This is a genomic window from Stenotrophomonas sp. LC732, from assembly GCF_052446685.1.
Classification (GTDB): Bacteria; Pseudomonadota; Gammaproteobacteria; order Xanthomonadales; family Xanthomonadaceae; genus Stenotrophomonas; species Stenotrophomonas muris.
Window position 1 is genome coordinate 3,270,993 of record NZ_CP199214.1, and the last position, 20,060, is coordinate 3,291,052.

15 protein-coding genes are annotated in these 20,060 nt (G+C 67.6%); 4 read left to right on the top strand and 11 right to left on the bottom strand.

What is annotated here, in order from left to right; translation table 11 throughout:
• Positions 1 to 57: 57 nt before the first annotated feature.
• The 4 genes from ACT6SE_RS15630 to hflK form a co-directional block, all read right to left on the bottom strand.
• Entirely contained in the window at positions 58 to 1,350 is a 1,293-nt protein-coding gene (locus ACT6SE_RS15630) for an adenylosuccinate synthase (protein ID WP_014648029.1), read from the bottom strand.
• Between the two features lie 878 nt (positions 1,351 to 2,228).
• Positions 2,229 to 2,414: a DUF2065 domain-containing protein gene (locus ACT6SE_RS15635; protein ID WP_005414170.1), complete on the bottom strand. Its 186-nt coding sequence runs from the start codon at positions 2,412 to 2,414 to the stop codon at positions 2,229 to 2,231.
• 66 nt (positions 2,415 to 2,480) lie between these two features.
• Positions 2,481 to 3,344: a protease modulator HflC gene (hflC, locus tag ACT6SE_RS15640; RefSeq protein ID WP_014648031.1), complete on the bottom strand. Its 864-nt coding sequence runs from the start codon at positions 3,342 to 3,344 to the stop codon at positions 2,481 to 2,483.
• A complete protein-coding gene (gene hflK / locus ACT6SE_RS15645; protein WP_005418335.1) occupies positions 3,341 to 4,474 on the bottom strand; it encodes an FtsH protease activity modulator HflK in 1,134 nt (377 codons plus the stop codon). Before hflK ends, hflC begins: the two co-directional genes overlap by 4 nt.
• A gap of 153 nt (positions 4,475 to 4,627) precedes the next feature.
• Between hflK and ACT6SE_RS15650 the strand changes: the two genes are divergently transcribed.
• Together ACT6SE_RS15650 and pilH are read left to right on the top strand one after the other, a co-directional pair.
• On the top strand, positions 4,628 to 5,623 hold the full coding sequence (locus ACT6SE_RS15650; RefSeq protein WP_046431985.1) for a YhdH/YhfP family quinone oxidoreductase: 996 nt from the start codon (positions 4,628 to 4,630) through the stop codon (positions 5,621 to 5,623).
• An 88-nt stretch (positions 5,624 to 5,711) separates the two neighbouring features.
• Positions 5,712 to 6,083, top strand: a complete 372-nt coding sequence (gene pilH, locus ACT6SE_RS15655; protein WP_014648033.1) for a twitching motility response regulator PilH — start codon at positions 5,712 to 5,714, stop codon at positions 6,081 to 6,083.
• 98 nt (positions 6,084 to 6,181) lie between these two features.
• Here the strand turns inward: pilH and ACT6SE_RS15660 are convergent, their stop codons facing one another.
• Positions 6,182 to 7,069, bottom strand: a complete 888-nt coding sequence (locus ACT6SE_RS15660) for a DnaJ C-terminal domain-containing protein (protein WP_012511838.1) — start codon at positions 7,067 to 7,069, stop codon at positions 6,182 to 6,184.
• Positions 7,070 to 7,330: 261 nt separating this feature from the next.
• On the opposite strand from ACT6SE_RS15660, the gene ACT6SE_RS15665 reads away from it, so the two are divergent.
• Positions 7,331 to 7,813, top strand: coding sequence for a peroxiredoxin (locus ACT6SE_RS15665; RefSeq protein WP_046431988.1), 483 nt, complete (start codon positions 7,331 to 7,333; stop codon positions 7,811 to 7,813).
• 29 nt (positions 7,814 to 7,842) lie between these two features.
• Entirely contained in the window at positions 7,843 to 8,418 is a 576-nt protein-coding gene (locus ACT6SE_RS15670; RefSeq protein ID WP_014648036.1) for a ferritin-like domain-containing protein, read from the top strand.
• Positions 8,419 to 8,535: 117 nt separating this feature from the next.
• Here ACT6SE_RS15670 and pbpC read toward each other — a convergent pair whose 3' ends face one another.
• From pbpC to ACT6SE_RS15700, 6 genes are all read right to left on the bottom strand, one after another.
• Positions 8,536 to 10,917, bottom strand: a complete 2,382-nt coding sequence (gene pbpC / locus ACT6SE_RS15675; protein WP_046431991.1) for a penicillin-binding protein 1C — start codon at positions 10,915 to 10,917, stop codon at positions 8,536 to 8,538.
• A gap of 49 nt (positions 10,918 to 10,966) precedes the next feature.
• Positions 10,967 to 15,865: an alpha-2-macroglobulin family protein gene (locus ACT6SE_RS15680; protein ID WP_444811020.1), complete on the bottom strand. Its 4,899-nt coding sequence runs from the start codon at positions 15,863 to 15,865 to the stop codon at positions 10,967 to 10,969.
• 228 nt (positions 15,866 to 16,093) lie between these two features.
• Positions 16,094 to 17,554 (bottom strand): bifunctional 2-methylcitrate dehydratase/aconitate hydratase, encoded by a 1,461-nt coding sequence (locus tag ACT6SE_RS15685; protein WP_014648039.1) that lies wholly within the window; start codon positions 17,552 to 17,554, stop codon positions 16,094 to 16,096.
• A gap of 146 nt (positions 17,555 to 17,700) precedes the next feature.
• A complete protein-coding gene (prpF, locus tag ACT6SE_RS15690) occupies positions 17,701 to 18,879 on the bottom strand; it encodes a 2-methylaconitate cis-trans isomerase PrpF (protein WP_046431995.1) in 1,179 nt (392 codons plus the stop codon).
• A gap of 77 nt (positions 18,880 to 18,956) precedes the next feature.
• Positions 18,957 to 19,199, bottom strand: coding sequence for a type II toxin-antitoxin system ParD family antitoxin (locus ACT6SE_RS15695; protein ID WP_046432026.1), 243 nt, complete (start codon positions 19,197 to 19,199; stop codon positions 18,957 to 18,959).
• 100 nt (positions 19,200 to 19,299) lie between these two features.
• Positions 19,300 to 20,004, bottom strand: coding sequence for a hypothetical protein (locus tag ACT6SE_RS15700; protein WP_046431997.1), 705 nt, complete (start codon positions 20,002 to 20,004; stop codon positions 19,300 to 19,302).
• Positions 20,005 to 20,060 lie beyond the last annotated feature (56 nt).

Genomic DNA, 20,060 nt, shown 5'->3' on the forward strand with positions numbered 1-20,060 from the left:
GCCCCGCGTGCGCGGGGCTTTTCCTGTCACCAACGCCGGGCATGGCCCGGCGCCACCTCAGGCGAACGGATCCTGCAGGACCATGGTGTGGTCGCGGTCCGGGCCGGTGGAGACGATGCTGATCGGGCAGCCGGCCAGCTCTTCCAGCGAACGCAGGTAGGCGCGTGCGGCCGGCGGCAGGTCGTCCCACTGGGTGATGCCGTGGGTGTTCTCGCTCCAGCCCGGGAACTCCAGGTACACCGGGGTGCATTCTTCCCAGCCCTGCGCGTCCAGCGGCGCGTACTCGGTGCGCTTGCCGTTGTATTCGTAGGCGATGCAGACCTTCAGCTTTTCCATGCCATCCAGCACGTCCAGCTTGGTGATGCACAGGCCGCTGATGCCGTTGATGGCCACGGCGCGCTTCAGCGCGACGATGTCCATCCAGCCACAACGACGCGGACGGCCGGTCGACGCACCGTACTCGGCGCCGCGGTCACGAATGCCCTGGCCGACTTCGTCGTCCAGCTCGGTCGGGAACGGGCCACCGCCTACGCGGGTGGCGTAGGCCTTGGCGATGCCCAGCACGTAGTCGATCGAATCAGCGCCGACGCCGGAACCGGCCAGCGCACCACCGACGGTGGTGTTGGAGCTGGTGACGTACGGGTAGGTGCCGTGGTCGATGTCCAGCAGCGCGCCCTGCGCACCTTCGAACAGCACGCGCTTACCCTGCTTGCGCAGGTCGTGCAGGATGCCGGCCACGTCGGACTTCATCGGCTGCACGTATTCGCCGAAGGCCAGCGCTTCGTCGAAGGTCTTCTGGAAGTCGACCGCATCGGTGTTCAGATACTTGGTCAGCACGAAGTTGTGGTAATCCAGCGCGGTGCGCAGCAGTTCTTCCAGCTGCTTCGGGTAATGCAGGTCGGCGATGCGGATGCCGCGACGCGCCACCTTGTCTTCGTAGGCCGGGCCGATGCCGCGGCCGGTGGTGCCGATCGCCTTGCCACCGGCTGCGCGCTCGCGCGCCTGGTCCAGGGCGATGTGGTACGGCATGATCAGCGGCGCGGCCGGGGAGATCTTCAGGCGCGAACGCACTTCCACGCCGGAGGCTTCCAGCTCGGCGATTTCCTTCTGCAGCGCGGCCGGCGAGATCACCACGCCGTTGCCGATCAGGCACAGCGCATCGTCACGCAGGATGCCCGATGGGATCAGGTGCAGGACGGTCTTCTTACCGTTGATGACCAGGGTGTGGCCGGCATTGTGGCCGCCCTGGAAGCGCACGACGGCGCCGATTTCCTCAGTGAGCAGATCGACGATCTTGCCCTTGCCTTCATCGCCCCACTGGGCACCCAACACTACGACAGACTGACCCATGACGGGCTCCTCGGTTTGTTGCGGCCATCGGGGCCGCGGACGGGTAAACCGTGGCGGGGCTGGCCAGCACCTGAAGGGCGGCTCCAAACGGGGAGCGGCCGGCGATGGAGGGCCCAGACACGGAAAAAGCCGAACGGGGAGGCCCGTCCGGCTTTTGTGCATTATCCGGGTTTCCGGGGTCCGCTGCCACCTTTCCGACGGACGGCTTCACCGGCCGGTCAGCCGCCCTGCCCGGTAGTGCCGGCCGCTGGCCGGCAATGCCAACCAAGGTTGGCATCTACCAGGGCCTGGCCACGCAAGTGCAGGGCGGTCAGCTGCCCCGCCCGGTCGTGCCGGCCGCTGGCCGGCAATGCCAACCAAGGCTGGCATCTACCAGAGCCTGGCCACGCAGGTGCAGGTCGGTCAGCCGCCCCACCCGGTCGTGCCGGCCGCTGGCCGGCAATGCCAACCAAGGTTGGCATCTACCAGAGCCTGGCCACGCAGGTGCAGGTCGGTCAGCCGCCCCACCCGGTCGTGCCAGCCGCTGGCCGGCAATGCCAACCAAGGTTGGCATCTACCAGGGCCTGGCCACGCAAGTGCAGGCCGGTCAGCTGCCCCGCCCGGTCGTGCCGGCCGCTGGCCGGCAATGCCAACCAAGGTTGGCAGCTACCAGAGCCCGGCCACGCAGGTGCAGGTCGGTCAGCCGCCCCGCCCGGTAGTGCCGGCCGCTGGCCGGCATGCCAACCAAGGTTGGCATCTACCAGGGCCAGGCCACGCAGGTGCAGGCCGGTCAGCTGCCCCACCCGGTCGTGCCGGCCGCTGGCCGGCAATGCCAACCAAGGTTGGCAGCTACCAAGGCCAGGCCACGCCCGTAGACGCAGGCGGCCGCGCCGGGGCGTCTAGTGCCGCACCCACCACAGCAGGCTCAGGCCGGCCAGCAGCACCAGTCCGCCGAAGCTGCGCAGGGCCGGGCTGGGCAGGTCCAGCAGGCGTTCGGCCATGCGCTTCCAGGCGAACGGCGCGACGAACAGGAACAGGCCTTCCAGCACCGCGACCAGGCAGACGGCGGCGAACAGATCTTTCATCGGAACTCCGGAAAAAGCACGGGGCCCGGCAGTTGGCCGGGCCCCGTGGGGTAATGCCCTGCGACCTCAGCGGTCGTTCTTCAGGTACTGCAGGAACGGGTCGTTCTTGTCGAGCACGATCACGCCGTTGCCGTCGGTCATGGAGCCGCGGTAAGCCTCCAGGCTACGGTAGAACGCGTAGAACGACGGATCAGCCGAACCGGCCTTGCCGTAGATGCGGGTGGCTTCCGCATCACCTTCACCGCGCAGGCGCTGTGCATCGCGCTCGGCCTCGGCGATCAGCACGGTGCTGTCACGGTCGGCCTGGGCGCGGATGGTCAGCGACTGTTCCTCGCCTTCCGCGCGCAGCTTGGCGGCTTCCTGCTTGCGCTGGGCGCGCATGCGCTCGTACACGTCGTTGATCACCTGGCTGTCGGTGGGCAGGTCCACCTGCTTGATGCGCAGGTCGATCATCTGCATGCCCAGGCCGGCCACGGCCTCGTTGATTCCCTTCAACTGCTCGGCGATCAGCTCACTGCGGTCGCCGGACACCAGCTGCTGCAGGGTGCGCGAGTTGATCTGGTTGCGCAGCGAATCGGTGATGATCGGCGCCAGGCGGGCGTTGGCCACGCGCGGGTCGCCGCCGGTGGCACGGAAGTAGTCACCCACGTTGGAGATGTAGCCGATGGCGAAGAAGTCGACGCTGACGTCCTTCTGCTCGGCGGTGAAGTAGCGCGCCGGCGCGGTGTCGAGCACCTGGAAGCGGCGGTCGAAGACCTTCACCGTTTCCACCACCGGCACCTTGAAGTGCAGGCCTGGCTTGATGTCCGAACGCACCACCTTGCCCAGGTTCAGCACCATGGCGGTCTGGTCCTCACGGACCACATACACCGAGCCGAGCAGGCCCAGCACCACCGCCACGATCACGGCGATCCAGATAGGACTCTTCATCGGCTGCCCTCCTCACGGCCGCTCGGTCGCCCGGTCGGGCGGCCCACCGGCCGGCCCGGATCACGGGAAGCTTCCACCGCTGCGCCCGGCAGCGACGGCATGACCACGTCCGGGTTTGCCACTGCGGCCGGGGCCGACGTGGTGGGACGGGTGTCGCCGGTCATCGGCACGTAGATCAGCTGGCGGCCATCGCCGCCGATCACCTTGCGGTTCTCGCTCAGCACCTGCTGCACGGTCTCCAGCCACAGGCGCTTGCGGGTCACTTCCGGCGCGTCCTTGTACTGGGCCTGCAACAGGCTGAAGCGCTGCGCGTCACCCTCGGCCTTGGACACCACCGCCTGCTTGTAGCCTTCGGCGGTGGTACGGGCGCGCGAGGCCTGGCCTCGGGCTTCCGGCACGACCTTGGCGGCGTAGGCCTGGGCTTCGTTGATCAGGCGTTCCTTGACCTGCTGGGCACCATTGACCTCGTCGAAGGCCGGCTTCACTTCCTCCGGCGGACGGGCGTCCTGCAGGGTCAGGCCGGTCACGGTCAGGCCGGTCTTGAACGCCTTCAGCAGCGCCTGCAGGCGCTCCTCGGCGGCCACGGCCAGCGGGCCACGGTTGTTCAGCACGGCATTGAGGTCGGCGCGGCCGACTTCCTCGCGCACCGCGCTCTGCGCCGACTGCTCCAGCACCTGGTTGGCATCGACCGTGCCGAACAGGTACTGCTGCGGATCGTCGATGCGGTACTGGACGTTCAGCGAGACGTTGACGATGTTCTCGTCACGGGTCAGGACCGGCACCTGGATCGAGAAGGTCTTGATCTCGGTGGCGTTGACCTTGGTGACCGACTCGATCGGCCACGGCAGCTTGAAGTTCGGGCCGGGCTGCAGGATGCGCGAGAACTGGCCGAAGCGCAGGACCACGCCACGCTGCTGCTCACCGATCAGCTGGAAGCTGGAGAACAGCACCAGCAGCACCACGGCCGCCACCACCCAACGCACGATGCCGCCGTCGAACAGATCCTTCAGCGGCCCGGGCAGTCCGCCCCAGCCACCACCATTGCCACCGCCGCGCGACCCGAACGGCCCGCGTCGATTGTCCTCGGGGCCTTGTCCGCCCTTGTTGCCGCCGGGTGTATTCCAGGCCATGCACGCTCCATCAAGATGTGGGCTGCGGCGCGGGCCCTTCCCGCGGCGCCAGCCGTGAAACCATTACCGATCATACAAGATGGGGCGGATCGGCAGGATCGAAAGGGCGACGACGGGGTAAGGTGGCGTTTTCCTCGAAGTCAGGCAACGCCGATGGCCCCCACCACCCCGTTCACCGCCTTCCGCATCGAAAACGACGACGCCGGCTATCGCAGCGGCCTGACCCGGCTCGGTGTCGACGACCTCAACCCCGGGCAGGTGCTGATCCGCGCCCACTGGTCCTCGGTCAACTACAAGGATGCCCTGGCCGGCACCGGCAAGGGGAAGATCCTGCGCCGCTTCCCGCTGGTCGGCGGCATCGACGTGGCCGGCACCGTGGTCGCCAGCACCGACCCGGCCTGGCGTGAAGGCGACGCGGTGCTGGCCACCGGCTGCGGCCTCAGCGAGACCCGTGACGGCGGCTACAGCCAGTATGTGCGGCTGGAGTCGCGTGCGGTGATTGCACAGCCGGCCGGGCTGAGCCCGCGCGAGGCGATGGTGCTGGGCACCGCCGGCTTCACGGCGGCGCTGGCGCTGCTGCGCATGCAGGACAACCGCCAGACCCCGGAGCTCGGCCCGCTGGCGGTCACCGGCGCCAGCGGCGGCGTCGGTGCGCTGGCGCTGTCGATCTTCAGCCGTGCCGGCTACACCGTGCACGCGGTCAGTGGCAAGCCGGACCAGACCGACTTCCTGCGCGACATCGGTGCCAGCGAGGTGCTGCCGCGCGAGGCGCTGGCCGACACCGGCCCGCTGCAGTCGGCGCGCTTCGGCGGGGGCCTGGACAATGCCGGCGGCGCCATGCTCGCCAGCCTGCTGGCGCAGACCGTGCCCTACGGCAGCGTGGTCAGCGCCGGCCTGGCGGCCAGCCCGACGCTGGACATGACGGTGATGCCCTTCATCCTGCGCGGTGTGTCGCTGCTCGGCGTGTCTTCGGCCAATGCGCCGCGCCGGCTGCGCGAAGAGGTGTGGTCGCGCCTGGGCGGTGAGTGGAAGCCGCAGCACCTGGACCGCATCTGCACCGCCGAGGTCGGCCTTGATGGCCTCCGGACAGTGTTCGAGCGGATGCTGGCGGGTGGATCGCTGGGCCGCACGGTGGTGCGGATCGACTGAACGTCGCAGGCAGGCGACGGACGGCAGGTGCCCCCCTCCCGCCGGTAATGAGCCCGCACTACACTGCGGGCATTACATGGGGAACAACATGGCACGCATTCTGATCGTCGACGACTCACCGTCGCAGCTGTTGGGGATACAGCGCATCGTCGAGAAGCTCGGGCACCAGATCCTGACCGCCACCGATGGCGCCGCCGGGGTCGAAACCGCCAGGGCCGAGCTGCCCGACCTGGTCCTGATGGACGTGGTGATGCCCAATCTCAACGGCTTCCAGGCCACCCGTACCCTCGCCCGCGACGAGGCGACCCGGCATATCCCGGTGATCCTGGTGACCACCAAGGACCAGGACACCGATCGCATGTGGGGCATGCGCCAGGGCGCCAAGGCCTACATCACCAAGCCGTTCTCGGAAGACGAGCTGTCCGAGGTGCTGGAGCGGGTGTTCGCCGGCCAGGGCTGAGACGCGCGTGGTCGTGCCGGCCGCTGGCCGGCAACCACGCGTCACCGTCCCAGGTCATGAAATTGCCGGCCAGCGGCCGGCACGACCGCAAGGCGTGCTCAGATCGACTCGCCGAAGGCCTTGGCCAGATTGCGGTAGGCCTTCTTCTGCGCCTCGTCGGTCGCGGCCGGGGCCACGATCTCGATTTCAACGATCTGGTCGCCGTCCGGGCTGCCCGGCAGGCCGCGGCCACGCAGGCGCAGTTTGCGGCCGGCATCGGAGTCGGCGGGGATCTTCAGCTCCACCGCACCGCCCAGGGTCGGCACGCTGATGCTGGTACCCAACGCGGCCTGCCAGGGCGTGACCGGCAACGTATAGAGGATGTTGCGGCCATCGACCTCGAACTGCGGATGCGCGGCGTACTCCACTTCCAGCAGCAGGTTGCCGCCATGGTTGCCCTGCCCTGCCAGGCGGATCACCTGGCCCGGACGGATGCCCTTGGGCACGCGCACGTCCAGCTGCTTGCCGTTGACGGTGATGCGCAGGCTGTCGCCGCTGTAGGCCGCTTCCAGCGGGACCGACAGCTTGGCGCGGGTGTCGCGGTTGGGTGCGTGGCCCTGGCTGCTGAAGCCCGGGCCCGGACCGGCACCGCCACGCTGGCGCGCGAACAGGCTTTCGAAGAAGTCGCTGAAGCCGCCGTTGGGGCCACCACCGCCGAATACTTCCTCGAAATTGAAACCGCCGGCGCCGCCGTAGTTCGGCGGCACGTTGAACTCCTCGCCCGGGCGATAGCCCTGCGCGCGCAGCTGGTCGTAGGCTGCGCGCTTTTCCGGATCGCGCAGCGCCTCGTAGGCCTCGTTGACCGCCTTGAACTTGTCTTCGGCCCCGGCCTCCTTGCTGACGTCCGGGTGGTACTTGCGTGCCAACCGGCGGTAGGCGGTCTTGATCTCCGCCTCGCCCGCGCTCGGTTCCACCCCCAGGGTGGCGTAGTAATCCTTGAATTCCATCCAGCTACCTCGATCTGCTTCGGCCGCGCCGGTGGCGCCGCCCCGGGTTCATTCTACGCGCCGGCGATGCTACGCCGCCCCTCGTGCGGCCCCGGTGAGGCCGACTGATCCTGCGCAATGCCGCTGCCATCCCGATGCCCCAGGCTGTGGCTGGAAGCCCCCGCCGCAACGCCTGAAGATGGGGCCTGCACGCGGGTTTTCCAATGTCTTGACGCCCCTGTCCCATCCGGCCCACTAGCCTGCCCCAGCAAGGAGTTCCCCATGACCATCCAAGTCGGCGACCACATTCCGGAAGTGACCCTCAAGCGCATCCGCGAGGGCATCGAAACACTTGATACGCATTCGCTGTTCGACGCCCGCAAGGTCGTCCTGTTTGCGGTGCCCGGCGCGTTCACCCCCACCTGCTCGGCCCGCCACCTGCCCGGCTACGTCGAAAAATTCGAGACCTTCCGCCAGCGCGGCATCGATGTCTACTGCGTGGCGGTCAACGACCCGTTCGTGATGAAAGCCTGGGCCGCCGACCAGAAGGTGCCCGACGGCCTGCTGATGCTGTCCGACGGCAATGCCGAGCTGACCCGCGCGCTCGGCCTGGAGCTGGATGCCAGCGCCTCGGGCATGGGCATGCGCTCGCGCCGCTTCGCGCTGTACGTGGTCGATGGCGTGGTGCGTGCGGCCTGGATCGAGCAGCCGGGCCAGTTCGAGGTGTCTTCCGCCGAGTACGTGCTGGAGCACCTGCCTACCTGATTCCCCACCGCAGAAGGAAACGGCCAGCAATGTCCAGCAAGCCAGCCAAAGCCAGCAAGCCCGCCGCCGGGATTCCCGGCATCAGTGACCGTCAGACCCTGCGCGAGCGTGCCCGGCACAACATCGAAGACGGCGCGATCACCGACAGCTACAGCGCCGACCGCAAGGTGGTGATCAAGCTGCTCAACGATGCCCTCGCCACCGAGTACGTGTGCGTGCTGCGCTACTACCGGCACTATTTCATGGCCAAGGGCATGCTGGCCGACGCGGTCAAGGCCGAGTTCCTCGAGCATGCGCAGCAGGAACAGGCGCACGCCGGCAAGCTGGCCGAGCGCATCGTCCAGCTTGGCGGCGAGCCGGACCTGAACCCGGATACGCTGACCACGCGCTCGCATGCCGAATACAAGGAAGGCAGCGACCTGCGCGACATGGTGCGCGAGAACCTGGTGGCTGAACGGATCGCCATCGACAGCTACCGCGAGATGATCAACTTCATCGGCGACCGCGATACCACCACCAAGCGCATCCTTGAAGAGATCCTGGCGCAGGAGGAAGAACACGCCGACGAGTTCGCCGACCTGCTGGACGGGTGGATCGGGGAATAGCGGCCCCGCAAACGCCTTGGTAGATGCCCACCTTGGTGGGCGCATTTATCGCGCGCCAACCAAGGTTGGCACCTACCAGAGCATGGATGCGTCGGGTCGACGGGCCATTCCCAGCACCTATCGCAGGACGTTGAACCGCACCTGCGTCCACGCGCCGTCGGCTGCCAGCGCGGTCAGGGTGTGTGCGCCCGGATCGGCGAACTCGCGCTGCATCAGCTGCGCGCCGTGGGTCTGTGCAATCCAGCGTCCATCCAGCAACCAGTCCACCGCCTGCTCGCTGCCCAGCGCGCGCAGCTGCAGGCGCACGCCGTGCTCGGAATTCGGCGCGCGCGCCAGCGTGGCGCCGTCATTGAGCCCGTCCACGTGCAGCGCGACGCTGGCCTCACGCCCGTCGTCGCGGCAGTCCGGCGACAGCGCCGGCAGCTGCGAAGCCTCGCGCGTGGCCTTCGGCAGCCACGGCGACAACAACGCCGGCCAACGCGCGATCTCCCGCGCGACTTCCTGATGCGGCAAACGGCAATCAGCGGATACACGCAGACCGGTCCGCGCGTCGGCCAGGTAACGCTGCCGCCCCGGCTGCCAGCGCCGCGCCTCGCGCTCGGGGAAGGTCGGCGGTGCCGCACCGTCCAGCACATAGGCCGACATCCGCCGCTGGCACAGCGCCGCTGGCAGGCCCTCGGCACGTTCGCCGGTGGGCCAGCAGACGTCCTCCTGGCTGACACTGGCCGGCATCGGTGCAGCAGCTGAATCACCGCGCTGGCGCGGCAGGCTGTCCACCACCTCGAACATCAGCGGCAGCGCGGTCACCGCGCCGTACTGGCCCGGCAACGGGGTACCGTCCGGCCGACCCACCCACACGCCCACGGTGTAGTGGCGGGTGCTGCCGATCGCCCACGCATCGCGGTACCCGTAACTGGTGCCGGTCTTCCACGCCACGCGCGGGCGGCCACCGACATCGAACGTCCCGACGCTATACCCCGGCCGCGGATTCGATTCCAGCATCTCGCGCACGATCCAGCTGGCGCCCGGCGAGGCCAGGCGACGCTCGATCATCGGTTCGTCATCGGTGTAGCGCACGCGCCCGGCGATGCCGTTGCGGTTGAGCGCTGCGAACGCACCGACCAGATCTTCCAGCCGCGCACCGGTGCCGCCCAGGATCAGCGACAGATTGGGTGTACTGCCCGGCGGGAAGCGCAGCTGGATGCCGGAGTGCGACAGGCGTGCGGCGAAGCGCGCCGGACCGACCCGCTGCAGCAGGTCCACCGAGGGCACGTTGAGTGACAGCCGCAGCGCGCTGGAGGCACCAATCGGCCCATTGAAAGCCATGTCGAAGTTGCCGGGGCGGTAGCTGCCGAAACTCTGCGGCGCATCGACCAGCAGGCTTTCCGAATGGATCAGGCCATCGTCCAGCGCCATGGCATACAGGAACGGTTTGAGCGTGGAGCCCGGCGACCGCCAGGCCTGCACCATGTCCACGTGGCCCAGCCGCTGCCGGTCACCGAACGCCAGCGTGCCGACATAGGCACGCGCCTGCAGGGTCTGGTTGTCGACCACCAGCAGGGCGGCCGAGGTGCGTTCAGGCAGCGTCGAGAAATAGCTGGCCACGCGTTCTTCCAGCGTTCGCTGCAGGCCGATGTCGATGCGGCTCTGGATGCGTGCCTGGCCCGGATGCGCCGAGTGCAGGCGCTGCGCCAGCAGCGCGGCGTGCAGCGGCGGGCGCAGCGAGCGCGCCACCACGTTCTCGATGCGCGCGTCTTCCACTTCGTCCGCCGTCCACACGCCCAGCTCGTTCATGCGGGACAGCACCTTGTCGCGCGCCTTCTGCGCCGCTTCCGGATGACGGTCCGGGCGCAGCCGGCTCGGCGCCTGCGGCAGCACCGCCAGCAACGCGGCCTCGGCATGCGACAGCTGCGCCGCCGGCTTGCCCAGGTAGGCCCAGCTGGCCGCTTCCACCCCCTCGATGGTGCCGCCGTAGGGCGCGCGCTCCAGATACAGGGCCAGGATCTGCTGCTTGCTCAGGTGCACTTCCAGCTGCACCGCGCGCAGCATCTGCTTGAGCTTGCCCCACGGCGTGCGCGTATGCGGATCGAGGATGCGGGCGACCTGCATGGTCAGGGTCGAGCCACCGGAAACGATGCGGCCGCCACGCAGCAGCTGGCCGCTGGCACGCAGGATCGCCAGCGGGTTGATGCCCGGATGCCGCCAGAACCAGCGGTCTTCGTAGGTCAGCAACGCCTGCAGGTACAGCGGCGAGACGCTGTTGATCGAAGCCGGGTAGCGCCACACACCCTCGGCGTCGGCGAATGCACGCAGCGGCGTGCCGTCGGCAGCCACCACCAGGGTGCTGGTATCACGCTGCTTCGGCAGCGGTGGCGGGAAGGCGAAATCCAGCACCAGCAGCAGCGCCAGCGTGGCGGCCGTACCCCAGCGCAGCCAGGGCCACAGCGGCTGCAGCCGGCGGCGCAGGGCCGCCAGCCGGATCGACATCGTGTTGTTCATTGCAGGTTGCCAGCAGGACGGGCCGCGCCGTCGCGGCCCGTCCGCGCGGTCACGGCTGTACCACCGTGATCGTGGTCGGGTTGCTGCGGCCGACGCCGCGCAGCTGCGGCCGGTACATGTCCTCCACCAGCGGCGGCGGCACCGAGTAGGTTCCCGGCGTCACCGCGCGTACCAGGTAGAACACGTTGGCCTTGCTGCCACGCGAGAGCTTCAGCGCGGCCACATAGCGGTCATCGCGGAACTCCTCGTGCTTGGTGTCGGCGGCCTCACCACGGTCGCTGATGGTGATGCCATCGACCACCACGTCGGCCCACTGCTTGGCATCGCCCAGGTTGAAATTCTCGATCTCCAGGCCCGCCGGCAGCAGGTCGGTCAGCAGTGCATCGGGCATCGTGGTGTCAGCGGTGACGGTGACGCGCACGATCAGTGCTTCGCCTTCCTTCAGCGGGCGCGGCGACCACGGCTTGCCATCGGTGCCGTAGTAGCTGCGCTCGACGCCCAGCACGCTGTTGTCCGGTGCCGGTGCGCTGCGCGGGATGCCGGCCACGTCGATGCTGGCGAACATCGGCGGCTGCCCCTGCGGGGTGAAGCGCACGCCGCTGGCCAGCTCACTGGCGCTGAAGTTGCGGCCGAACAGCTTGCGCTCGCCGATGGCTTCGGTGTTGCCACCGATCACCAGCTCACCGGCCACCAGCGCCTTCTGGTTGGCGGCCAGGGCCTTGCCGAGGCGGGCAATCGCCACCTGTTCCTGCGTGCTCAGCCACATCCAGCCGGCATTGCGGCGCGCATCCAGGCCACGGCCAAGATCCACCGCACGCGCATCCCAGGCGGGCTTGGCCAGCTTGTTCTCGTGGGTCAGCGCGATCATCAGCGCGTCATCACGGATCGCACTGCCGTAGTCGCCGAAGTACGACGGACGTTCACTGCTGGACTTGGCGAAGGCCGCCGCCAGCGCGGCCTGGCCACGCTTGGCATCACCCTGCAGCGACAGCGCCACGCCCAGGTGGACCAGCGACAGGCCACCGACCGCCTTGCTGCGCTCGTTGTCGTACAGCGTGCGCAGGGTACCCAGCGGTGCACGGTTGACCCGGGCCAGCACGTAACCCGAATACGCCTGGTTGGCGAACTTCAGCTTCTCGCGATCCTCCTGGCCATAGAACTGATTGCCGCCGGACAGCAGATCCTCGCTGAGCCGGTTGAGCGCCTTCTGCAGCACGTTGTCGGGCACGGCGAAGCCGGCGTCCTTGGCATCAAGCAGGAACTCGGTGATGTACGGGGTCAGCCACGGATTGACGTAGCCGTCGTCACCCCACATCGAGAAGTTGCCATTGGCCACCTGCATCGACGCCAGGCGACCGAACGCACCTTCCATGCGCTCTCTACGGGTCTTGGCATCCAGGCCGTCGGCACCGAGCATCGACGACGTCGCCTGGTCCAGGATCAGCGCGGCGTAACCCTTGCTGGTGGTCTGCTCGGCACAGCCATACGGGTAGTTCAGCGCGCCCTGCAGTGCACTGGCGAACGGGATCGGCGGCAGCGGGCTGACCAGCAGGCGGGCATTCACCGACTCTGCCATCAGGCCATCGGTCAGGCTGTTGTCGAGGCTGACTGCGGCCAGCGGGTCGAGTGTGCGCACCTGCGAACGCAGCACCTGCGGCCACGCCGCACGCACCGGCAGGTCGTAGCGGCGATCAGCCTTGAAGCCGTTGCCGTCCACCCGCACCCGCACCTTGGCCACGCTGTGGCCCTCGCGAGCCGACAACGGGAAGCTCAGCGTGGTCTTGGCATCGGCGTTCAACTGCACGCTGCGGCTGCCCTCACCCAGGTTCAGCGGACCCTCGCTTTCCACCTTGACGTTGAACTGCCCCGGCTTGCCGGTGAAGTTCTGCACGTCCAGGGTCACGGTGCTGCGGTCGCCCGGGGCCAGCACGCGCGGCATGCTGGCTTCGGCCAGGATCGGGGCGCGCACGATGGTTTCCACGTCACGCTTGCCGTACTGGTCATCGCTGTAGACCAGCGCGGACACGCGCAGGGTGCCGTTGAAGTCCGGCACCTTCAGGCGGATGCGGGCATTGCCCTTGGCATCGAGCTGCACCGGGCCGGAGAACAGGTCCACGGTCTGCACGCGCGCGGTCGGGCGCTTGGCCTGCGGCAGTGCCATGTCGCCGCCGAACTTCAGCTTGCCGCTGCCACCATCGAAGCTCTCGATCACCCGGCTGTAGATGTCATAGGCATCGATACCGAGGCGACGCTGGGCGAAGAAGTGCGCGCCGGCGTCGGGCACCGGGAAACGGGTGATGTTGAGGATGCCCACGTCCACCGCCGAGACGGTCACGTGCGCGGCCCTGCCGGCCAGCTGCGGTGCGCTGACCGTTACCGGCAGGTCCTGTTCCGGCCGCATCTGCTTGGGCGCGACCAGGCCAACGGCCACGGTTCGGCCCTTGCGGTCCATCGGCACATGCACCACGCCCACGGCGCGGGCCGGGGTGATCTTGCTCGGCGCACTGCCGCCGCGGAACACCAGCGCGGTGATGTAGACGTCGTGGCGTTCCCAGTCGGCGGTGACCGGGATCTTGAAGGTCGAGCCCGGCTTGGCCTCGATGTCCTGCACATACAGCATGCGGTCGGTCTCGACCATCAGGATGCCCTTGCCGGCGTGCGGCGGGGTCACCGTCACTTCCAGGGTGTCACCGGCCTTGTAGCCGGTCTTGTCCAGGCCCAGCTTGACCTTGTCCGGGCGTGCATCCAGGCCACGGTTGTCATCGCCCCAGCTCCAGCCCGCACGGAACGGGTAGCGGCTGGTCAGTCCGGTGGACGGATCGAACACGTCCACCCGGTACTCGCCCCACTCCACCGGGAAATCGAAGGCAACCGCACTGCTGCCGGCATCGACGGTGCGGGTTTCCTTGTTCTCGAAACGGCGGGTGAAATCGTAATCCCAGCGGTTGTCGTTGAAGGTCCAGTGGTAGTCGCGCAGTTCCCGCACCAGGGTGATCTTCAGGCCCTTGGCTGGCTGCGGTGTGCCGGCGGCATCCACGCGCATCAGTTCGAAGCGTGCGTTGCCGTTGGAATCAGCACCATCGTCGGGATTGAACAGCGGCCGCACGCCGACCAGCGCGTTGGCCGGCCACATCACCCGCTTCAGGGTACGGGTGACCGTGCGGCCACCGGTTTCATACAGGCTGCCGGACAACACCACGGCGATCGGTGCCTTGGCCTTGGCCGCCTCTTCCGGCAACGCCACATCCTCACGCAGCTGGCCATTGGCCGGCAGCGTGGTATCGATCACGTCCTTGGCCTCGCGCGGCAGCTGCAGGGTCGGGTCACCGAAGAAATAGCCCGGCAGGCCCTCCACCGGCTTCTGCTCGGCAGCCACCGCCATGCGCGCAGTGAAGCGGTTGCCATCGGCCGGCGCGCCGTACAGATAGGCGCCGTTGGCCTGCAGGCGCAGGTCCTCGCCCGGCTTCAGCGTCTTCTGCGCGCTGTCCAGGTCCAGCTTCATGCGCTCGGGCAGGAACTCCTCGATGCGCAGGGTCATGCCCTGGATCGCTTCCTTGCTGGCCGGGTCGGTGCGGAACTCGACCTGCCAGCGCCCGGTCGGCGCCTCGGCGGGGATCACCTGCTCGAAGTTGATGTAGCCCTGGTCGCCCGGCTGCAGGCGGGTCTCGCGGAAGGTCTTGCCGTCGGGCTGCTTCAGGCGCAGGAACACCGGTTGTGCCTTGACCGGCTTGCCGTCGTTGTCGCGCAGCAGCGCGGACAGGCGCACGGTCTCGCCCGGGCGGTACAGGTCGCGGCCGGACCAGGCGTAGACGTCGAACCAGGCGTTGTCACGACCGGCCACGGCGAACTCACTCAGGTCCAGCGCCGGCTGGTTGAACGGCAGGAAGCTGGTGTCCTTGCCACTGCTGGCGACCAGCACGTGGGTGGCATCCAGGGTGTAGTTCAGCAGCGCATTGCCGTTGCCGTCGGTGCTGCCCTTCAGCACCACCTCACCCTTGGCGTCGAGCACGCGCAGGTCGATGCCCTTCAGCGGCGCACCGTCCTTGAGGCCGGCGGTGTGCACGAACAGCTTGTCCTTGTAGGCACGGGTATGCAGGCCGATGTCGCTGACCGAGAAGAACGCGGTATCGAACTCGCCCTCGTAGTCACCGGTGCGCTTGAGCAGGGCGAAGTACAGGCCCGGCTCCTGCAGTTCCTTGATGTCCTGGGTCGGCAGGTAGGTCAGCACCCGCTCGTTCTGTTTGCCACCCAGGATGAAGCGGTTGACGTAGACCGGCTCGGCCAGCTTGTTGATCGGGCTGCGCTCGTAGTCGCTGCTGAGCTCCCAGCTGCCACGGCGGCCGCCGCGCTGGTACTGGCTGAAGAAGGTCGGCAGGTCCTTCTCGCGCACGCGCAGGAACTCGACGTCGACCTCCGGCACGTTCACCGAGACCACCGGCAGGCCGCGGCTGTCCTTGGCCGGCAGCACGCTGCCCTGCGAGGCGAAACCGACCACCGGCTTCAGCTCGCCGCTGAACACCTTCTGCTTCAGTTCCTTGCCCAGCCGGCTGCCGTCGGCGGCCAGCAGGTCCGGCAAGACCACCAGGCTGAACTCCTTGCCGGCCTCGACGAACGGGTAACGCAGGGTCAGGCCGTCATCGGACAGGGTCCAGCTGCTGTCCTCGGTGCCGACCTTCTCTTCGAAGCGAACCAGTTTGTCGAAATCCTGGGTGCCGACCAGCGGGCGCGAGAACTCCAGCGCCAGCGACAGGCCGTCATTCTTCTGGTCCGGGTAGGCACGCAGCAGGGTGAATTCCTTCACCTGCTCGGCCTTGGTGGTGATGGCTTCACCACTGGCCTTGGGCAGCTGCCCGCTGTCATTGCGGCAGCCGGCCAGCCCCAGCAACAGGCCTCCTGCCAGTACGGCCGCCGCCCACCCCCACCGCTTCCGCCGTGCCGGACCGCTCATGTCGTCACTCCTTGATCGAGGCGGCCATTATAGGCAGGCCACGTCAAGGTGTTGACGCAAATCCGGCAATTGCCCCAGGCGCGGGTAGTGCCGGCCGCTGGCCGGCAGTCTCGGTAGCCGCCAACCTTGGTTGGCATTGGCCGTGCCAACCAGGGTTGGCACCTACCCAAGCGGGTCGAGCCACGTGCCCGGCAAGCAGGCGCGGTGTCAGATCCGGTGAAGCGTCCCCTACCCCGGCAGGTACAGGTCCACGTAGTCGGTCACCGGCATCGCCGCCAGCGCCACCGGATCCAGCGATGCGGCCAGGATGCGCTGCTGCTGGGTGGTCGGGAAGCGATGGGCCAGGTGCCGGCGGAACTTGTCCATCAGCAACGGGATGCCCTCCTCGCGTCGGCGCGCGTGGCCCAGCGGGTATTCCACCAGTACCTCGGGCAGCTCAGTGCCGTCGCTGAAGCGCACGCTCAGGCCGTTGGCGATGCTGCGCTTGTCCGGGTCCAGGTAGTCGGCGCTGAGCTGCGGATCCTCATGACAGGCCATCTTCGCGCGCAGTGCGTCGATGCGCGGGTCGGCGGCAACGTCGTCCTCGTAGTCCTGGGCCACCAGCCGCCCATGCAGCAGCGCGATGGCGACCATGTACTGCACGCAGTGGTCGCGGTCGGCCGGGTTGTGCAGCGGCCCCTGCTTGTCGATGATGCGGATGCAGGCTTCCTGGGTGCGGATGGCGATGTGCGCGATGTCCTCGACCCGACGCCCCATCGCACGCAGCTGCTGATGCAGCGTGATCGCCGCCTCCACCGCGGTCTGGCCATGGAACTCGGCCGGGTAGCTGATCTTGAACAGCACGTTTTCCATCACGTAGCTGCCCAGCGGTCGCTCCAGCGTCAGCGCCTTGCCCTGCATCGATACCGCTTCAAAACCCCAGGTCGGCGCGCTCAACACACTGGGATAGCCCATCTCGCCACTGGCCGCCATCAGCGCCAGGCGCACGCCACGGCTGGTCGCATCGCCGGCCGCCCAGCTCTTGCGCGAGCCGGTGTTGGGTGCGTGCCGGTAGGTGCGCAGCGCCTGGCCATCGACCCAGGCCAGCGACAGTGCATTGAGCATGCGTTCGCGATCCAGGCCGAGCAGCTGCGCAACCACGGCGGTGGTGGCCACCTTGACCAGCACCACGTGGTCCAGCCCGACCCGGTTGAAGGAATTCTGCAGGGCCAGCACGCCCTGGATCTCGTGTGCCTTGATCATCGCCAGCAGCACGTCATGCAGGGTCGGCGCTGGGCGATGCAGGGCCTGCGCGTTGCGCCCCAGCCAATCGCAGACAGACAGGATGCCGCCCAGGTTGTCCGACGGGTGGCCCCACTCGGCGGCCAGCCAGGTATCGTTGAAATCCAGCCAGCGCACCATCGCGCCCAGGTTGAAGGCGGCCTGCACCGGGTCCAGCACGTAGTGCGTACCCGGCACGCGCGCCCCGTTGACCACGCTGATACCCGGCACCAGCGGACCGAGCAGCTTGCTGCAGGCCGGGAAGGACAGCGCTTCCAGCCCGCAGCCCAGCGTGTCGAGCAGGCAGTAGTGCGCGGTCTGGAAGGCCAGGGGGGAGTCGATGCGCGCGTCGCGTACGTAATCGACGATGTCCACCAGCAGCGCATCCCACGCTGCACGCTCGTTGGATGGGGTGTGGCTGTCAGACATCGTCGATCTCCTCTTCAGAGCTCAGGCCGCGCCTCCCGGTAGTCGCCAACTTTGGTTGGCGCTGGACGTTGCCCGGGCGGTGCCAATGCCATGCCAACCAAGGTTGGCATCTACCGAAGCATGTGATGCCAGCGCCGACCGGCTGGTTATTCGGCCGGCACCCGCACCTTGCCTTCCATCAATACGCGGGCGCTGCGGCTCATGATGGCCTTGGTCACTGTCCACTGGCCGTCAACAAGGCCGGCCTGCGCGCCCACGCGCAGCGTGCCGGAAGGGTGGCCGAAGGTCACCGCTTCGCGTTCACCACCACCGGCCGCGCGATTGACCAGCGTGCCCGGAATCGCCGCCGCAGTGCCGATCGCCACGGCGGCGGTGCCCATCATCGCGTGGTGCAGCTTGCCCATCGACAACGCCCGCGCGTGCAGGTCGATGGCCGAGGCCGGAATGGCCTTGCCGCTGGAGGACACGTAGTCCCGTGCCGGCGCCACGAAGGCCACCTTCGGCGTGTGCTGGCGGGTGGCCGCATCTTCCAGGTTCCTGATCAGACCCATGCGCAAGGCGCCGTAGGCGCGGATCTTCTCGAAGCGCTCCAGCGCTCCCTTGTCCTCGTTGATCGCAGGCTGCAGTTCGGTGCCGGTGTAGCCCAGGTCGGCCGCATTGAGGAAGATGGTCGGAATGCCGGCGGTGATCATGGTCACCTCAAAACTGCCGACGCCCGGCACGTCCAAGGTGTCGACCAGGTTGCCGGTCGGGAACATCGCGCCCGCATCGCCGTCATCGGACGGATCGATGAACTCCAGCTGGATCTCGGCGGCCGGGAAGGTCACGCCATCCAGCTCGAAATCGCCGATCTCCTGCACTTCGCCATCGCGCATCGGCACGTGGGCGATGATGGTCTTGCCGATGTTGGCCTGCCAGATGCGCACGGTGCACAGGCCATCGCGCGGCACCCGGGCCGGATCGATCAGCCCATTGGCGATCGCGAACGGACCCACTGCCGTACTGAGGTTACCGCAGTTGCCGCTCCAATCGACGAAGGCGGTGTCGATCGAGACCTGGCCGTACAGGTAGTCCACATCGTGGTCCGGCACCGAGGCGGTGGAGATGATCACGCACTTGCTGGTGCTGGAGGTGGCACCGCCCATGCCGTCGGTCTGCTTGCCATACGGATCGGGCGAGCCGATCACGCGCATCAGCAGCGCATCGCGCGCGGCGCCCGGCACCTGAGCGGCTTCGGGCAGGTCCTGCAGGCGGAAGAACACGCCCTTGCTGGTGCCGCCGCGCATGTAGGTGGCGGGAATACGGAGTTGCGGGAGGAAGGTCATGGATCGGATTCCTGTGTGCAGTGGAACAATTCTCGGGGAGCCGCGCACCGCCCTGGGGTTGGAGGGATGTACTGGCTTCATTCTCGATTCGACGCGCGCTCAAGCAGTCTCTGGAAGTACCCCGGAGGCAGGGGGGCCGGAGGCCCCGAAGCAAGGCCTTCCGCGATTAACTGGCGTAGCAGGTCTTCAGCCTTGCTTTGCCGACTCTGACGGAGAAGGTCGCGAACGTACTCGGAAGCGCTGGCGTAGTCGCCTTCTCGAACTTCCTGGTCCACGAATTGTTTGAGCTCATCAGTCAGCACCACCTTGATATTGACCATACGGACCTCCACCGTGGGACTGTCACACGACAGTCTGCGAGGCACCAAAGACAACGACAAGGGTAGAAAGCGCCAGCCTTTGCAAAAGAGGTCCTCGCCGTCACGCAGACGCCCCAGCATGACTTCGCCGCGCCCGCGCGGACATTCCTTGCTGCCAATGGAAGAGGTAAAGGATGACCAGTTTGGTACTGCCACTCACCACTGCCAGCAGCAGCAACGGCCATCCCATCCGCATGCCCATGGCGAAGGCAAACACAATCGTGGATAGATCCATCAGCAGGATCAGCTGACTCATCCGCAACGACACCGCACCGGTGTGGCCATTGCGCAGGATCAGCAGGATCTGGTGCGCGTAACCCTGCGCCAGCAAGGCAGTGATGCCCACGATCATCGCGCTGGCCACTACCCTGCCCTCATCCACATGACGGTCGCCCCAAGCCAGGCCAGCCAGTGCGCAGGCCAGCAGCAGCACGGCCGTCACCAGGCTGGTCGTGGCAGAGCGATTCCGTCGGTCGCGCCAGATCTCCACCAGGATGGCCATGACCAGCACCGACGCGAGCAAGCGAGGCCAGACAATAAAGTGATTGAACGGCGTGACGCTGTAGCCATAGACGAAAAAGGACAGGTAGGCCAGGAAGCTGACCGTGAACTGATTCAGCGACAGCACGGCAGTGGCGCTTTCAGTCGCATCCGCTCGTTCCCGACGGTCGCGCACCAAGCGCAACTGCGCGCCCACACCCAACAGGCTCAGCAGGATGAAGGCGGTGTTGACCGTGCCTGCGATTGTGTAGAACGCCGTTCCCATGCAGATGGGGCAACGCCCCTCTCCTTCGTGACCACCGCCATGCGGGCCGAAGCCAG

What these genes read in the sequence shown, in the direction of transcription:
- ACT6SE_RS15685 (WP_014648039.1), bottom strand. Translation starts at nt 17,554, where the DNA reads ATGTCTGACAGCCACACCCCATCCAACGAGCGTGCAGCGTGGGATGCG.
- ACT6SE_RS15670 (WP_014648036.1), top strand. Translation starts at nt 7,843, where the DNA reads ATGTCCAGCAAGCCAGCCAAAGCCAGCAAGCCCGCCGCCGGGATTCCC.
- hflC (WP_014648031.1), bottom strand. Translation starts at nt 3,344, where the DNA reads ATGAAGAGTCCTATCTGGATCGCCGTGATCGTGGCGGTGGTGCTGGGC.
- ACT6SE_RS15630 (WP_014648029.1), bottom strand. Translation starts at nt 1,350, where the DNA reads ATGGGTCAGTCTGTCGTAGTGTTGGGTGCCCAGTGGGGCGATGAAGGC.
- ACT6SE_RS15660 (WP_012511838.1), bottom strand. Translation starts at nt 7,069, where the DNA reads ATGGAATTCAAGGATTACTACGCCACCCTGGGGGTGGAACCGAGCGCG.
- ACT6SE_RS15700 (WP_046431997.1), bottom strand. Translation starts at nt 20,004, where the DNA reads ATGGGAACGGCGTTCTACACAATCGCAGGCACGGTCAACACCGCCTTC.
- hflK (WP_005418335.1), bottom strand. Translation starts at nt 4,474, where the DNA reads ATGGCCTGGAATACACCCGGCGGCAACAAGGGCGGACAAGGCCCCGAG.
- ACT6SE_RS15680 (WP_444811020.1), bottom strand. Translation starts at nt 15,865, where the DNA reads ATGAGCGGTCCGGCACGGCGGAAGCGGTGGGGGTGGGCGGCGGCCGTA.
- ACT6SE_RS15665 (WP_046431988.1), top strand. Translation starts at nt 7,331, where the DNA reads ATGACCATCCAAGTCGGCGACCACATTCCGGAAGTGACCCTCAAGCGC.
- ACT6SE_RS15635 (WP_005414170.1), bottom strand. Translation starts at nt 2,414, where the DNA reads ATGAAAGATCTGTTCGCCGCCGTCTGCCTGGTCGCGGTGCTGGAAGGC.
- prpF (WP_046431995.1), bottom strand. Translation starts at nt 18,879, where the DNA reads ATGACCTTCCTCCCGCAACTCCGTATTCCCGCCACCTACATGCGCGGC.
- ACT6SE_RS15650 (WP_046431985.1), top strand. Translation starts at nt 4,628, where the DNA reads ATGGCCCCCACCACCCCGTTCACCGCCTTCCGCATCGAAAACGACGAC.
- ACT6SE_RS15695 (WP_046432026.1), bottom strand. Translation starts at nt 19,199, where the DNA reads ATGGTCAATATCAAGGTGGTGCTGACTGATGAGCTCAAACAATTCGTG.
- pilH (WP_014648033.1), top strand. Translation starts at nt 5,712, where the DNA reads ATGGCACGCATTCTGATCGTCGACGACTCACCGTCGCAGCTGTTGGGG.
- pbpC (WP_046431991.1), bottom strand. Translation starts at nt 10,917, where the DNA reads ATGAACAACACGATGTCGATCCGGCTGGCGGCCCTGCGCCGCCGGCTG.